The organism is Wolbachia endosymbiont of Muscidifurax uniraptor, from assembly GCF_054149795.1.
Genome location: NZ_CP083727.1, coordinates 1055249 through 1070920 on the forward strand (window position 1 = coordinate 1055249; position 15672 = coordinate 1070920).

Annotated in this window: 14 protein-coding genes, 1 tRNA gene and 1 pseudogene; 5 read left to right on the plus strand and 11 right to left on the minus strand. The window is 35.0% G+C overall.

Going from position 1 to position 15672, the window contains the following annotated elements:
- Nucleotides 1-12: 12 nt before the first annotated feature.
- Entirely contained in the window at nucleotides 13-507 is a 495-nt protein-coding gene (locus LA754_RS05450; protein WP_077188432.1) for an RDD family protein, read from the minus strand.
- Nucleotides 507-1145, minus strand: coding sequence for an HAD family hydrolase (locus LA754_RS05455; protein WP_077188431.1), 639 nt, complete (start codon nucleotides 1143-1145; stop codon nucleotides 507-509). The genes LA754_RS05450 and LA754_RS05455 overlap by 1 nt, the downstream gene beginning before the upstream one ends.
- A gap of 167 nt (nucleotides 1146-1312) precedes the next feature.
- Here LA754_RS05455 and LA754_RS05460 point away from each other — a divergent pair, with 167 nt between their 5' ends.
- The 5 genes and pseudogenes from LA754_RS05460 (at nucleotide 1313) to tnpA (ending at nucleotide 5892) form a co-directional block, all read left to right on the plus strand.
- Complete coding sequence (locus LA754_RS05460) at nucleotides 1313-2137, plus strand: hypothetical protein (protein WP_022626161.1); 825 nt, start codon at nucleotides 1313-1315, stop codon at nucleotides 2135-2137.
- Between the two features lie 315 nt (nucleotides 2138-2452).
- Nucleotides 2453-3401: pseudogene (locus LA754_RS05465) on the plus strand (IS5 family transposase).
- 680 nt (nucleotides 3402-4081) lie between these two features.
- Nucleotides 4082-4612, plus strand: a complete 531-nt coding sequence (locus tag LA754_RS05470) for a phospholipase D family nuclease (RefSeq protein ID WP_049973633.1) — start codon at nucleotides 4082-4084, stop codon at nucleotides 4610-4612.
- 109 nt (nucleotides 4613-4721) lie between these two features.
- Entirely contained in the window at nucleotides 4722-5264 is a 543-nt protein-coding gene (locus tag LA754_RS05475; RefSeq protein ID WP_006279913.1) for a hypothetical protein, read from the plus strand.
- A gap of 190 nt (nucleotides 5265-5454) precedes the next feature.
- Entirely contained in the window at nucleotides 5455-5892 is a 438-nt protein-coding gene (gene tnpA / locus LA754_RS05480; protein WP_006279552.1) for an IS200/IS605 family transposase, read from the plus strand.
- Nucleotides 5893-6194: 302 nt separating this feature from the next.
- On the opposite strand, the gene rnc is transcribed toward tnpA, so the two are convergent.
- The 9 genes from rnc to atpG form a co-directional block, all read right to left on the minus strand.
- Complete coding sequence (rnc, locus tag LA754_RS05485; RefSeq protein WP_006279914.1) at nucleotides 6195-6893, minus strand: ribonuclease III; 699 nt, start codon at nucleotides 6891-6893, stop codon at nucleotides 6195-6197.
- A gap of 90 nt (nucleotides 6894-6983) precedes the next feature.
- The gene (locus LA754_RS05490; RefSeq protein WP_006279915.1) at nucleotides 6984-8051 is read right to left on the minus strand and encodes a quinone-dependent dihydroorotate dehydrogenase; all 1068 of its coding nucleotides are present in this window, start codon (nucleotides 8049-8051) and stop codon (nucleotides 6984-6986) included.
- Between the two features lie 130 nt (nucleotides 8052-8181).
- Nucleotides 8182-8253: transfer RNA gene (locus LA754_RS05495), tRNA-Cys, on the minus strand.
- A 5-nt stretch (nucleotides 8254-8258) separates the two neighbouring features.
- On the minus strand, nucleotides 8259-9155 hold the full coding sequence (locus tag LA754_RS05500) for a class I fructose-bisphosphate aldolase (RefSeq protein WP_038228077.1): 897 nt from the start codon (nucleotides 9153-9155) through the stop codon (nucleotides 8259-8261).
- Between the two features lie 64 nt (nucleotides 9156-9219).
- Entirely contained in the window at nucleotides 9220-11526 is a 2307-nt protein-coding gene (locus tag LA754_RS05505; RefSeq protein WP_006279917.1) for an AAA family ATPase, read from the minus strand.
- Between the two features lie 203 nt (nucleotides 11527-11729).
- Nucleotides 11730-12956 (minus strand): DEAD/DEAH box helicase, encoded by a 1227-nt coding sequence (locus LA754_RS05510; protein ID WP_049973634.1) that lies wholly within the window; start codon nucleotides 12954-12956, stop codon nucleotides 11730-11732.
- A gap of 35 nt (nucleotides 12957-12991) precedes the next feature.
- Nucleotides 12992-13243, minus strand: a complete 252-nt coding sequence (locus tag LA754_RS05515; protein ID WP_006279919.1) for a cold-shock protein — start codon at nucleotides 13241-13243, stop codon at nucleotides 12992-12994.
- A 174-nt stretch (nucleotides 13244-13417) separates the two neighbouring features.
- A complete protein-coding gene (locus tag LA754_RS05520; protein WP_006279920.1) occupies nucleotides 13418-14752 on the minus strand; it encodes a TldD/PmbA family protein in 1335 nt (444 codons plus the stop codon).
- 18 nt (nucleotides 14753-14770) lie between these two features.
- Nucleotides 14771-15643, minus strand: a complete 873-nt coding sequence (atpG, locus tag LA754_RS05525) for an ATP synthase F1 subunit gamma (protein WP_006279921.1) — start codon at nucleotides 15641-15643, stop codon at nucleotides 14771-14773.
- Nucleotides 15644-15672 lie beyond the last annotated feature (29 nt).

The window sequence follows — 15672 nt, forward strand, 5'->3', positions numbered from 1 at the left end:
AGTTATAGCAACTCATTTAATAGTTCCTTTGATAACAACCGTATTAAATAGCATGTCGTGGTATGTCTGTTTTTTCTTAGAGAAGCAAGCAACTAGATACCAGCAGAGAGTGAGTAGCACTATAATTACTTTCAATGCACTCAAGACATTCACTAATACTTCCTGATCTCGCAAAAATTCAGTAAGGACAACTACTACACTGTTTAACAAAGGAAGAAAAAACTGGGAAGAGCTTCTGTCAAACGCTAAATTCAAGTCTATTTTAGAATTATCTAAATTGATAGTATACATATTCATTAACTGTTGACCGGGAGTTGCTTGGGCCTTTGAAGATATAAAATATGTGAAGTAACTACAATTTACACACATGTATGATAGATGTAAGATCAACGGAGAATCCTCTAATAGCAGTATAATTAATAAAGTTGGAATTAATAAAATTGCTACATCTATTAAATACGCGCAAAAGCGTCTTGTTATACTGGCAATCTCTGTAACAGCGGTCATTACCTATCTTCTAAATACTTTATTACAAAATCTGTAAGTTTATCAAAATGTTGAAAACATAACAAATCTTCATAACCGCTTATTGATTGACCGTATATAATAGGTAAACAATTGGCATTTTGTGCACACAGAACATCTGTGATGCTATCACCAACGAAAAACACATTTTCTCTATTTATAGGCAACGTACTCTCTTCTAATGCAAATAGCAGTGGGGTTGCAGATGGTTTATCTTCTGCAGTATCGCATGACCCAACCACTCTTTCAAAGTAAGAATCTAGTTTAAAATAGGTAACTTCTTCACGTAAATTAGTATTTTTCTTATTACTTACTATTGCTAGATAAACATTGTGGCTTTTCAGTGTCTGCAACATTTCCTCTACTCCTTGATTCAGAGCAATGTTTTGTAATAGCGCATTATCTAAGTATTGTTGATATATGTGATTTGCTTTTTTCCACTGATCGCCAAACAAATTGACCATATAGCTCTTTCTCGACTCATGGGAATTTCTATCAGCAGCTTTATTACTATACCCCATTGAGTTTATGGTATGCTTAATAGCATTAAAAATGTTATCTTGAGTGTCAACTAAGGTATTATCCCAATCGAATACTACTACTAATGGGCTATCTTTCATTTCTTACATAATTATACATTTTAACTTAATAAGTAAATAGCATTTTAATGAAAGAGATATAAATAGGACGCCCTTGATAAACACTTTTTACCACAAGTTATGTTAACTGTTTTTTATATAATTAGCTAATATACTGATTATATGATATGTTTTAATAGGTAACAGGTATGGCCCAGACATCTAAAGAAAGTGTTGAAAAAAAGTTTAAAGATGTTTTTGAACGTTCTCCAGGTGCTTTTCCAGAAGGTACCTCATTAGAAAAGAAGGTTAATTATATCGCAAAAGGAACAGAGGCTCTAAAAGCTGTGAAAAGTAAGGAGCTTGAGAACAAAATGAAAAACGTTGCAGAATTGAGTCAGAAATTTGAAAGTCAAAAAGGACGTGCAGATGAAAAAGTACGTCAAGATTTTGAAAGAATTGCTGAGCTTGACCAACAATATAAAGGGAAGGGCATCTTCACAAGTGAAAAAGTTGCAGAGCCAAAAAGTGACAAAAAACTCCAAGACACTCCGAGAAAAACTACAACAGCAGTTAAAGACCTTGAACATAATACACAAAAAAAGACTACTGAAGCTTCTGTGCAAACAGCATCAGAGCACGATTCACAAACCGTTAATCCCTCAGTGAGCAAGAGTTCTGTAAAAGAGAAGCTCAACACTGAGCCGGACAAAAAAGATAACACGCCTCAACCACAAGAAAATCAAAAAGAAGAAGGGTTTTTGAGTCTTCTGAAGCGCTTTGTTAAGAAAATATTAGAAAAATTTTTAGGTGAAGGTGAAAAGGATGTAGAGAATGCTCGTGGCATGAAAGAAGATGCTCAAAGAGATACGTCAAATAACGAAGAGCAACAAAAGAGTAAGCAGCTTGATGAAATTTTAAAGGACAAAAGTGTAAGCGAGGGTTTGAAGCAGGCAACAAAGCTTGAGAACCCGGCAATAACGCCTGTTAATACTCCTAAAGTGAATGAAGTAAACACGGGTCGTGAAAGGTGATCCGCTTTCAAGCTTCATTATACCGCCACGAACCGTCATACCGCCGCGGTATCTCATCCGCTAACAAGTAGCGGGATGACGATTGTCAGGGTGTCATCCCAGTGTCCCTATGATGTCATCCCAGTGCCCTGACTACTTGGATCTAGCAAGCTTTGCTTGCAAATAAGTCTAATACGCGTCGCGTTTTATGCCAAAACACAATTGGAGTTACATGCAAAATAGATCCCAGTGGGCTTTGTTGCATAGCAACTGAAAAATCTGGTGGCTACTGACAAAATTCATTATAAATAGCGATTTAACTGTTGAAGAAAAAATATGCCACAAAAAATGAGGGTCAGTAACCATAGCGAATATAACAAATTTCTAGAAAAAAGAGGAAATATTTTTCATTATATCAACGAAGCCATAGAAAAGTGGTACGAGAATGGTCCAAAAATACCAGGTGGCAACAATATTTATAGCGATAAAGTTGTAATTTTGGTGCACATAATAACTTGTTTATTTAGAATAGGCCTGAGGCAAACAGTTGGGTTTATAGCAGGATACCTTGAGCAAATTGGGAAAAATTTGCAAGTTATCAGCTATTCACAATCATCAAGAAGGTTTAAGAAACTCAATATTAAGATCAATGATTGCAGAAAATAATATGGAAGATATCGAAATTGCTATAGACAGTACAGGAATTAGTATATACAACAACACTCCTGGTCATAGCAAAGAAAATAGCGAAGATAGAAAGTATCGCAGCTATGAACAGACAAGAAAATTGCATGTAATGTTGAATACAAACAGCAAAAAAGCCATAGCTGTAAAATACAGTAACGGTGTCTACTCTGATCACTATGGAGCTTGTGATTTGCTAAAAGAAGTCGATTTTCAGTATGTCATAAAAGTACTATATGCAGATAGGGCATATGACAGAGAAAAGCTCTATAAGCTGTGTAATCAATATGGTATAAAAACGAAAATTCCTCCGAAAAACAACGCAGCAGAGCATCCAAAATTGGATTATATGCTTGATAGAAATGCCGCTATTCAGTTAATGAAATTACATGGTGAGAATGGTATAAAAAGATGGAAAGAAGAAGTAAATTACGGAAAAAGATCGTATATTGAAGGATTTTTCTCAAGGTTGAAGCGAATATTTGGGTTTAGTTTTAGGAGCAAATCTGAAATTAATCGTGAGAAGGAACTGCTACTCAAGTGTTATTTGCTTAACAAATTTACTGAAATAGGCATGGCTAAGTTTGAGATAGCTTCATGAATTTATTGTACGTTACCTACTATCCGAAGAGCGATGCAACAAAGCCATCCCAGTGTCAGCTACTCGGATGACAAAAAAAGGAGCACTGGGATGACACCATTTGTTGTATTTAACAAAGTTCGTACTTAGCTTCATGTTAGCTATAAACATTAAGAAATTTACCAAGCGAAAAAAAGGCAAAAGAAGCCCCAGCTAATATCTATTTTAGAACATTGGCGTTTTTTAAGTCTTAAACACTGCAATTTAGCTGCTTTTAAATGCAACTCACCTTAGTTTAAATGTTTAAGAAATTTACTAAGCAGAAAAAAAGGCAAAAGAAACCCCGTGTTAGCTAGTTGTCACTCCCTAATCCTGCAAATTGGCGTACTATACTGTCTTAAACGACTTATAAGCGCGTTTCAGCTTGTGTAGGTAAAAACCTAGAAATATTGTGAAGACATAAGGTGCACATAGTGCAAAAAATTAAAAATAAGACGCCAACTACGTTGTTTTCTTGCTGTTTAATCTGCACAGATGAAGATAACTGAATACCTTCAGTTTCATGATAAGGGGGCTGGCGGAGTTTGTCAAGTAAGTTTTTTCGTTTCTAACGGTTGTTGCCAAAAACTATGCAAGAAGTCTATTGACAGGTGATTAAATTATAATGTAGCCTATCGCAGTATATCCGGGGGTGGGTTGTTGTGAGGCTTTTTCACTTTTTATTCTTGTTAATGTGTTTTTCTCTGTATTACTATGCGGGTTTTATATTTTCGCCCTGCCCAAAAGCTACGGTTTGCTTTTCACCTGGAGAAGATTGTGCTGTACCGATAATCAACGTAATAGATCAGTCTAAAAAATCTATCTTAGTTCAAGAATATACATTTACTCTTGGAACAGTTGCAAAATCTTTGATTAATGCTAAAGAACGCGGTGTTGATGTTAAAGTCATCTTAGATAAATCGCAACTCTACTCAAAATATAGTGTTATAAATGAATTATTTTCAGGTGGAGTACCAATTTGGATCGATGATAAGCCAAAGATTGCTCATAATAAGATAATGATTGTTGACAATCAAAAAGTCATCACAGGGTCATTTAACCTTAGTAAGACAGCTAAAAAAGGAAATGCTGAAAATTTATTAATTATTACAGATTATCCTAAATTGATTCAGCAGTATGTGAAAAACTGGGAGGCACGAATGTCACAATCTTACAAATACGCTCCCAACTAATCGAGAGCGCTTGCTCAAAATCAGTTTTAAAAACAGCAAGGGAGAGCTTTTTTGATTGATTGGCATAATGATTATGATATAATGAACTAAAAATTTAAGGAATAAAGTAATGGATTATATAAATGATGCTGCCGGTAGCTACACTGCTATTCATGATTTTTTTCAAAACAACGGTGTTGGAGATTACAAAGTTCAATGCAATTATGGTGGGGTGCCGTATGCTACTGATGAGTACGTGCATTCTGGCGATAAATTTTGGAGTAATAATTTCATAGACTCACATTTTGGCAGGGAAATAAAAATGTATCCTCAAAGTGAACTTTTAGCTAAAGAATATGCTGGAAATACGTTGCCAGTTTCAATATCACTAGATAAGGATTTAATAAAAATGAAGGAATGTCAGAAAAAAACGAAATTTGTGGAACTAGAAAGGGAGTCAGGTGATTTAGTGCATGATAAGCAAAAGTATGTAAAGTGTTACACAACAAAGCTATCATATGATGATGTACATATTTACAATAACGATAAAGTTTCAACATTTAGCATAAAATACGACGTGCCAAATGATCCGAAATACAGTTTAAATATAACATTTACAAAGGTTAATGATAATAAACCAGGATTTTGGCAGAAATTTAAAAATATGTTTTAACGTGACCATTCACTGGTTTTTACTCAATCAACCAACAACAGTTAATATCAAATTTTTATAATTAAAAAATATGCTATTTTTTAAAACTTTCATTCTCCTTGACTTTCCATAAGATGGTACAAGCCTCCACCTTCTAGGTGGAGAAACTTTAGTTTGTCAATGTCATAACTGTACTTTATAAAGTATAGTTATGACGGAATATGACAAAGGAAAACACACTGTATTTTATCATAGGTACCATATAGTCTGGATTACAAAATATCGGTACAGAGTATTAACTAAGGCTATGAAGGAGAGAATACGAACAATCATAGCAGAAGTATCTGAAGAAATGGGGATTAAGATAGAAAACGGAGTAATATCATCAGATCATTTACATTTATTCGTAGTAATACCTCCTCATATAGCTGTGAGTGATTTTGTTCAAAGAGCCAAAGGCAGGTCTTCACGCAAAGTTCAACAAGAATTTCCAGAGCTAAATAAAATGTACTGGGGAAAGCGTTTTTGGGGAAGAGGATACTTTAGTGCTACCAGCGGACATATCACAGATGAAGTCATTAATGAGTACATCAATAAACATACAGATGCACATCAGCCTCATTCTATATCTAGTATAAGATTGGAGTAGCTTTAGCTTCTCATCGCGCTTCCAGCGCTATATCCAACCTTTCGGCTCTCAGCCGATAGTGGTTGAGTCTGTCAACTTCACAAAACAACTCTTGGACCAAATGTATCTGGCATAACACCTTTTGGTAACTTGCTACTTCTTTTTTTCCGCATCTCCGACAACAGCCATTGATATTCCACTACATAAGGCTTGATTTTTGGTAGATCAACTTTTTTATGAATAATACTATGCTTCTCCTTAAATTGACCATTTACCCTAAACGCTATTAGCTTCCTTAAAATTTACATTAATGCCTATTTTGCCTAAACTGAAGCGTCTTTTCCAATTTTTTCTAGCATCAACTCAGCAGCTTTTTGTTCAGCAATCTTTTTACTAGAAGCGCATGCAGAAACTTTACCATAATCTTCTATGCAAACTGATATAGTAAATTCAGGATTGTGCGCTGGTCCAGTTTGTTTTACAAGCTCATACTCTGGTAAAGGCAATTTGTTTTTCTGAGTCCACTCTTGCAGTGAGGTTTTAGGATCTTGAGGGGGGTCAAGCATGCCTTTAGCTAGCTTTTCCCAATATTGGATAATAAATTTTTCAACATTTTCAAGCCCGCCATCAATATAAATTGCACCTATTAGTGCTTCAAGCGAGTTTTCTAAATTTTTTAAGTTACATCTCCCTCCATTGCAGCGTTCACTATTATTCATGATGATAAAGCTGCCTAATTTTATTTCTTTAGCAACATTAGCAATGGTGTTGCCACAAACTAAATCCGTCTTTCTTTTTGCCAATGCTCCTTCTTTTTCTTCAGGAAATAGTTTAAACAGTGTGGCAGATACAACCATATTCAAAACACTATCGCCCAAAAACTCTAGTCTTTCGTAGCTTACAATCTGGTTTTTGCTATTCCTTTTATTTACGCTTGGGTGAGTTAGTGCCTCTTCTAATATTGCATAATTTGTAAATTTATAATCAATGATCTTAGATATTGCATCATTCAAACTCTTCATACCCATTATTTAAAAGAAAAGCACTTTCTACCACCTTTATACCAGAGAATTAGTTTTATTTTATTAAAATAATACCACCAACTTCCAAAATTAATGTATACAACCCACCACCTCACTAATGTTACTAAATCCATCTCTCCTTATTAGTTCTGCAAGTTCTAGATTAATTTTGTTTACAACTTGAGGTCCGTGGTATATGAGAGCAGTGTACAACTGCACCAAAGAAGCTCCTGCCTTTATTTTTTTATATGCGTCAGCACCACTTGAGATTCCTCCGCACCCTATCAATAATATTTTGCCCTTAGTAAATTTGTACATATCGCCCAATAACTCGGTTGAAAGTTTAAACAGCGGTTTGCCACTCAACCCACCACTCTCATTATGGTGAGAATGCAGATTATCTCTACTTACCGTAGTGTTGCTTACTGTTAATCCGTCAATCTTATATTCCAACGCAAGCTCAGCGATATTTTCTTTCGTTTGCTGATCTACATCTGGTGAGATTTTTAATATTATTGGTATGGATTTAGAATTATCAATTGATTTTCGGATTAGAGTTACGGATTTCAACAATTCCGATAATTCTTGCTTATTGTGCAGATTGCGTAAATTAGGCGTGTTTGGGGATGAGATGTTCAGCACTATATAATTGCTCTTTCCATATACTATCTTTATTAAGTCAACATAATCGCTGATTTGGTCCTTTGATGTACTGTTTTTTCCTATGTTGATGCCAAAAATGCAGTCATCAAGCTTGGTTTCATCTATTTGTTTAAGAAAATAGTCTATTCCTTTATTGTTAAATCCCAATCTGTTAATTACCCCTTGATCTTTAATTAACCGAAAAATTCTTGGCTTTTTGTTTCCATATTGTGGATTACGAGTTACAGTACCAGTTTCAATAAACCCAAAACCAAATGAGAGCATAGGCCTTATAACTTCTGCATTCTTGTCAAAACCTGCAGCCAGACCTACGGGGCTTCTGAGCTTATTACCAAAAAAATTCACACTCAAAGATTCTGGTAGCTCTATAGGATTCTTATAAGGTATTTTCTTTAATGCCATAATTGCCAAAGAGTGAGCAACTTCGGGCGGTAGTAAAAATAGTAAATTACGTTTGTAAAACACTTTGCTTATTTTTAGTTTATTTTTTACCATGAAACGCTATAAGAGTATAACCATAACTTGAAAAGAAATTGATTTTACTATGGATAAGCTTTCTCTATAGGTTACACACTTAAAGCTACTGTTGAATTGAGCAACTTTTACAAGATATAGAGAATGAAAGAGGCCGGGACCGGAATTGAACCGGTATAAAAGGATTTGCAGTCCTCCGCATAAGCCATTCTGCCACCCAGCCGTTTTTTATGTGTAGATATCCATTATATCTTTTAGCATAGATAAAGCCTCCTCCCTTTTGCGTTGAAAAGTGTTACGTCCAATGATTGAACCATTACCGCCACCCTGCTTAATTTCTTTCGCTTCATTGTATATGTTATCTACTTCCTTCGATTCACCACCAGAAAAAACTACTATTCTTTTCCCTGCAAAACAAGACCTTTTAACATATTCAATTCTTTTAGATAATGATTCAATATTTTCTGTTTCTATTTTCTCCCTTTCCAAATATTTAGTTGGAAGTTTTACTTTTATTATATTAGCGCCAAGCAAAGCTGCCATGTGCGCAGCATAGGCAATAACATCAACTGCTGTTTCACCTTCTTTGGAAATCCCTTCACCGCGTGGATAAGACCATAGCACTACTGCAAGTCCATAAGATTTGGCTTCAGCTATGATTCCACGGGCTTCCTCCATCATATCGAAACACTTAGCAGAACCAGGATATATAGTAAATCCGACAGCTAAGCATCCCAAACGCAGCGCATCTTTCACAGAAGAGGTTATTGCCTGATCAGAGGTTAGATCCTTTGAATGTAAAGAGTTGGAACTATTAAGTTTCAAAATAAGTGGGAGCATTCCAGCATAAGTTGCAGCACCAGCTTCAATCATACCAAGTGGAGCAGCATATGCACTTACTCCCGAATCAACCGCAAGCTGAAAATGATAATGTGGGTCATAAGCATCAGGGTTAACTTCAAAACTTTTAATTGGACCATGCTCAAATCCTTGATCTACTGGCAGAATCACTAACTTGCCAGTGCCGCCAAGCTTTCCATGCATGAGAATACGAGTAAGATTTGCTTTTACCCCAGGGTTTTCACTTTCGTAGTAGCTCAGGACTTGTTTTACTTTATCACTTATCACTATAATTCAAATTGAATTTAAGTTATAGATTGTAACAAAGATGAAGTTCAATACAAGGATTTTAAACTATATCAAAAGCAATTTTATTTTTTACTTTATTCATATAGATTCTTAATTTCTTTCCTTTTATTAATTTACGATTCAGTATTTCTTCCGCTAAGTAACTTTTTATCTCTTTTTCAATAAGTCTCTCTATCGGACGTGCTCCCATTTCCTTACTATAACCCATTTGTACAAGATAAGATTTCACTTCATCCTCTACTAAGCAGTTTATGCCTTTTTGCGTCAGTTGCTTTTTCAGTTCTAGGATAAATTTATCCACAATATGCAAAATCACATCCGTACTTAAGTCGGAAAAAGAAATAATCGCATCAAGACGATTACGAAATTCAGGGCTAAAAACCTGTTCTATCGCTTTTTCACTATCACCAGTGTTAAATTTTTTATGCCCAAAGCCAACAAAACTTTTGCTGCGTTCAGCTGCTCCTGCATTAGTTGTCATAATTAAGACTATATTGGAAAAGTCAACTTTACGTCCGTAAGTGTCTGTAACACAACCATAATCCATAATTTGTAGCAATATATTATAGATATCGCTATGGGCCTTTTCAATTTCATCAAGCAACACAACACTATATTGATTGTTAGATACAGACTCTGTGAGTAATCCACCCTGATCATAACCTACATATCCAGGAGGAGAACCAATCATCCTTGATATCGTATGAGACTCAATATATTCGGACATATCAAAGCGTATAAGATTCATGCCCATGCTTTCTGCTAATTGTTTTGCTAGCTCGGTTTTACCAACACCGGTTGGCCCTGCAAAAAGATAATTTGCTAAAGGCTTATTGTAATTTCTCAACCCAGATTTAGCAATTTTAATAGAATTAACAAGAGATTCTATTGCCTGCTCTTGGCCAAAAATCACCTTCTCTAGATTAGCTTTTAAAGACTTTACTTTCTGCAAATCATCAGATTCAGATCCGCAAGGCACATTTGTAATTCTAGTAATGGTATTCTTAATATCTCTACTATTTACAATTTTACCCCTGTTTCTTAGCAATTTACAATATGCCCCTGCCTCATCAATAACATCAACCGCTTTATCAGGTAATATTCGCCCAGTAATATACTTATGCGAAAGTTCAGCCGCAGACCTAATGGCATTCTTTGTATAATATACTCCATGATACCCTTCATAGTAGTGCTTTATACCATCTAGTATCTTTATCGTTTCATTAACAGAAGATTCTTTAACATTAATTTTTTGAAACCTTCTCGCTAGTGCTTTATCTTTTTCAAAACTAGCGCTGTATTCTCTATATGTGGTTGCACCTATACAACGCAGTGTACCTCTTGCAAGCGCAGGTTTGAGTAGGTTACCTGCATCAAGAAAGCTACCACTTGTAGAACCTGCTCCAATGATAGTGTGTATTTCGTCAATAAAAAGGATAGCACCTGGTTTTGCCTCAATCGCTTTTATTATAGATTTTATTCTCTCTTCAAAATCACCTCTATAGCGTGTCCCTGCAAGGAGTGACCCTAAATCCAAAGCATAAATTATACTGGACCTGAGCGCACTTGGAACACTGTTTTCAATGATTTTGAGTACCAAACCCTCAACTATTGTGGTTTTGCCAACACCTGGATCTCCAACATATAAAGGGTTGTTTTTTCTACGCCTCAATAATATTTCTATAGTGCGATTTAATTCATAATCACGACCAATAACATAATCTATTTTTTTGCTTCTTGCATAGTCATTTAAATTTTTACAATAACTTTGTAGAATTTCCTCATCTTTTAGTAGCTCACCTTTATTTACTGTAGTAGGAGCATCATTATTTTTATCAAGTTTTACTTTATGATTAGTGGTGTATTCATCTATATCGTTAGAATATTTCATGTTAGATATGTGGTAAATCAAATTGGAATCTTTCGCACTTTGTTTCTGCAATAGATCTTCAACGTATAAATCTTGCCCAGACAAAATTTCTACTAGAACACTTGCTCCATTTATTTCTTTTTTCCCCAAGCTATGAGCCCGTATTATTGCTCTGTGTATTATGCATTGAAACATTGAGCTAGGTTTAACCCCACTGATAATCAATTCAGAACTGCTTTGTAAAAACCCTTTTATATTATTATTATAATCATTAGCCTTAATATTGCATCTTGATAGAATGTTATCCATACTGATGATTTCATCGGCTCTGATATTACATCTTGATAAAACGTAATTTACATCCACGTCTTTAGTTAACGCCAGCAATAAATGTTCTACTTTCGCATATTTAAGATTAAAATTAGAAGCAATGAATAGTGCTCTATTCAAACTTGCCTCTAAGTTTTTGGAAATCATCTCCTATTCTCTTTAAAAGTGGGAACTCATATATAATGAATAGCACACAATTATTAAAAAAATTGAAATCCAGCAGTTCGCTGTAGCCAATTTGAATCCCACTCTGGATCTACGTCATAGCACCGCAATATCTCAGCATAGATCCCGCTAATGAGTAGCGGAATGACGAGTTTTACGCTTATCAAATTGTAGGTAAATCCTATTTAATACGCTTTTTCTAGTACTCTGCTTTTCTTCTTAAATGCATTGATCTTTTTTCTACCGTATTTAGTCTTTAACGTACTTGGCCTTTTAAAGACCTTTTTGCTGTTACGTTTTTTAAATTGCACACTACAATCAAAATTTAGCTCTCCTTCTTTGTCTGCCAGTGCAGGCAGTCTTCTCTTATCTTGAGGTGTAACAAAAGACAGCGCATACCCTTCAGCTCCAGCGCGTGCAGTTCTACCTATACGATGAATATAGTCAGCTTGCGATTGTGGTGCATCATAATTGATAACATGTTGAATGTGGGGAATATCAAGGCCGCGAGAAGCAACATCTGTTGCAACCATGATTTGATTACGGCCACGACGAAAAGAATTAATGACCCTTTCGCGCTTGTGCTGCCTTAAATCACCATGAATTGCTAAAGCGCTATAGTCATCTTTGTGCAATCTGTTAGCTAGCTGATCCGCTCCTCGCTTTGTTTTGACAAAGATAATGATTGATCCTTCGCGCTGACATAGTTGTGTAACAAGCTTTTCATATTTTTCTGATTCTGATGCATAAACAATTTCTTGCTTAATTTTTACAGAAGTTGTAGCCTCACAATCAACAGAAATACGTTCTGGTCGATTAAGGTACTTCTCAGCAAGTTTTACTATATCTCCAGGAAGAGTTGCAGAAAACATAAGAGTTTGCCTTATTTTAGGCAAATGCTTCATAATTTCTTCAATCTGAACTCCAAAGCCCATATCAAACATACGATCCGTTTCATCAAGCACAAGAACGCTAACATTGCGATTAATCAAAGTTTTACGCTCAATATGGTCTATAATACGACCAGGAGTACCTATTACAATTTGTGGTTTTTTCTGAAGCTGATTTAGCTGCCTAAAAATAGGCTCACCACCAATCAACAAAGCGACCCTTAGTGCAGAATTTTGAGATAAGAGTTTTCTTATCTCATTTGTTACCTGATGCGCAAGCTCTCTGGTTGGCACGATGACTAAAGCTGAACCAGTGTTAGGCTCATTCAGCAACTTAGCAACCAACGGAATAGCAAATGCTAAAGTTTTTCCAGTCCCCGTTTGAGCAGATCCGAGAATATCTTTACCTTGTAGCGCTAAGGGAATCGCTTGTATTTGAATCGGAGTTGGGACGAAAAGATTATTTTTATCTAGAGCTTGTCTAAGCGAAGCTGGGAGACCCATCTCATGAAAATTATTCACAATACGTTAATCCTGTTAAAAGACTTCATAATAGATTAATCTTCCAATCTTAAATTTATTGCAGATTTTTTATCTTCTCCGTTTCTACCGCGCTCCTCTTTAACCTCATAACTCACCCTTTCTCCTTTTATTCCCTTCTCTTTATTCTCTCCTTTAAGTGCCTCAGGTCTTATTCCCGAACGTTCCAATGTGCTAATATGTACAAAAACGTCACCCCCTTTACCTTCTGGCTTGATGAAACCATAGCCTTTTTCGGCATTAAACCATTTTACATTACCAAATTCCATTTAAACAACTCCTAAATTATTAACTAACATTACTAATGTGATGAAAAACTTTGAAATTACGATTGAGAATGCTTTAAGCTTAGCTATTGAAACTAAACCTTTATACTCCATAGTCTATTCTTAACATTACATGACAATAATACACAATTGTTGTACTTGATGCAAATAAATTTTTTAATCGTTAAGCGAACCTGCAACCGTCATTTCGCTAACTTTAATCGTTGGTGAATTAAATTGCCCACAAAAAGTTAGATCATCTGCAACGACTAAATTGCTAAACATATCCTTCAAATTGCTAGCAATGGTAATCTCATGTATTGGATACGTTATTTTTCCATTTTCTATAAAAAATCCGGAAGCGCCTTGGCTGTAATCGCCATTGATTAAATTGACACCAAAACCAAATAAATCAGTTACATATATTCCCTCTTTCACTTCCTGAATTAATTCTTCAAACGATACATCACCATTCTCAATGTAGAGGTTACTAGCTGCAGGAATAACTGCAGCATTACTTGCACGAGTTGCACTTCCGGTTGTTTCTGAGTCTAATTTTCTAGCCGAGTATAAGTCTAAAATCCAATTTTGTAATATTCCGTTTTTTACAAATATATTTTTCTTGCTAGTTATCCCTTCTCCATCAAATGGTCTCGATGCTATGCCTCTTGGCAACAATGGATCATCGATAATATTAATTCTATCGTTAAAAATCTGAGCGTTTAAACTACCCCTCAAGAAAGAACTGTTGCTTATAATACTGCTCCCATTTATAGCAGAAGCAAAACTTTTTACTAGCCCTTTTGCTGCTCTTTTTTCAAAAATAACTGGAAATTTACCAGTTTTCATTGTACGTGAATTCAATTGATCAACTGCTCTTTTTGCTGCTTCTTTTCCCATTAACTCTGGCAACTTTAAATCACTAAAATTACATGCTATATCATAATCGTAACCAACCTTCATTTCACTTTCTCTTCCAGCAACAACAGAGACCTGATTAGCAAAGGTTGATTTACTAAACGAGCCAATAAAACCAGAAACAGTCGATAATACTGTATTCACTAAAGCGTATGAAGAAGAGGCTCCTTCAGAATTAGTGATACTCTTATGTGCAAAGGCTGAATTTTCTGCAGCTTCAGCAATTTCTTTTAGGTTATCAACGGTTACAACATTATTATCTGAGATACTTAAATCTGCAGAAGAGATATAATTACTACCATTTACAGCAAAATTAATGCAAGGATCTTCTGGCGCATTCTTTGCCATTTCTACCACTTGGCTTACTGTATCACTCAGATTATTCAAATCGTTTGTAGAAATATACGCAGCTTTGTTTTTACCTGCTATAGCTCTGATTCCTACAGTGCAATTTTTAGATTGTGATATTTGCTCAATTTTTGATAGACGCTGAGAAACTGAAGTCTTATTAGTTTCATATATTGTAACTTCCGCATCTTGATTTTGCTTTTTTATTAGTTTAGTAATATCTGCTGCAATATTTAATATATTCATTTTCTATTCCTTAGATTTCTATAAAGATTCTGCACCACCTATAACTTCAATTAAATCAGTCGTAATCGCTGCTTGACGAGAACGATTATAAAGCAATGCTAATTTGTTCAGTATCTCTTTAGTGTTTCTGTTTGCTGATTCCATAGCAACCATTCTAGCACTATTCTCACTCGTTGCACTTTCAAGTAAAGCAGAGTAAAGAGCAATTACAACGTAATCTTGAACCAAAGATTTTAAAATAAATTCAATATTTTGTGGTTCATACTCATAGCCGTAATCTGTTGTTGGACCAGCCAGAGAGCTATCAATCAAGGATGAGTCTTTACTCCATGGTTTTATTGTTTCCAACATTGGTTTTTGCGTGAAGGTATTATAGAATTTACTATAAAAAACTTTAACTTTATCGTATTTACTTAAATCTATACCATCAACCAAAGCTTCTACGTGCTTTAACGTGATTCCCTTACTATTTTCAATTTTTAAGATACTTTTAGAGTCAAATCTATTTTTACCTACATCAAAAGCTTTTTTACCAAGAAATACAATATCTACTTTTTTGCCATTTGCGATTGACTTATTTACACGCTCTTGACTAAATTTGACAATAGAAAAGTTAAAGTTGCCGCACAAGCCACGATCAGACGCAATAATGAATACTAGGTAAGAACCGTCGTTACTGACATTTAGAATTTTTGCCAGTAATTCTTGATCAACTGATAGCATTAATGAAAAAATAATGTTATGCAGCTTAGATACATATAATTTTGAATTTAATAACTTCTTTTGGCTTTGTAACAACTTTGCTGCAGAAACCATTTGCATTATTTTCGTGGTTTTCTGTACAGACCTAATATTCTTAATTCTTAAGGATAATTCCTTTAAGCTCTTCATTTTGTATACAACCCTGATTTATTAAAATA

Bases quoted from the DNA above. Each gene is read 5' to 3' on its own strand.
- tnpA (WP_006279552.1), top strand. From the start codon at position 5,455: ATGACGGAATATGACAAAGGAAAACACACTGTATTTTATCATAGGTAC.
- rnc (WP_006279914.1), bottom strand. From the start codon at position 6,893: ATGAAGAGTTTGAATGATGCAATATCTAAGATCATTGATTATAAATTT.
- LA754_RS05515 (WP_006279919.1), bottom strand. From the start codon at position 13,243: ATGGAATTTGGTAATGTAAAATGGTTTAATGCCGAAAAAGGCTATGGT.
- LA754_RS05475 (WP_006279913.1), top strand. From the start codon at position 4,722: ATGGATTATATAAATGATGCTGCCGGTAGCTACACTGCTATTCATGAT.
- atpG (WP_006279921.1), bottom strand. From the start codon at position 15,643: ATGAAGAGCTTAAAGGAATTATCCTTAAGAATTAAGAATATTAGGTCT.
- LA754_RS05490 (WP_006279915.1), bottom strand. From the start codon at position 8,051: ATGGTAAAAAATAAACTAAAAATAAGCAAAGTGTTTTACAAACGTAAT.
- LA754_RS05520 (WP_006279920.1), bottom strand. From the start codon at position 14,752: ATGAATATATTAAATATTGCAGCAGATATTACTAAACTAATAAAAAAG.
- LA754_RS05455 (WP_077188431.1), bottom strand. From the start codon at position 1,145: ATGAAAGATAGCCCATTAGTAGTAGTATTCGATTGGGATAATACCTTA.
- LA754_RS05460 (WP_022626161.1), top strand. From the start codon at position 1,313: ATGGCCCAGACATCTAAAGAAAGTGTTGAAAAAAAGTTTAAAGATGTT.
- LA754_RS05450 (WP_077188432.1), bottom strand. From the start codon at position 507: ATGACCGCTGTTACAGAGATTGCCAGTATAACAAGACGCTTTTGCGCG.
- LA754_RS05505 (WP_006279917.1), bottom strand. From the start codon at position 11,526: ATGATTTCCAAAAACTTAGAGGCAAGTTTGAATAGAGCACTATTCATT.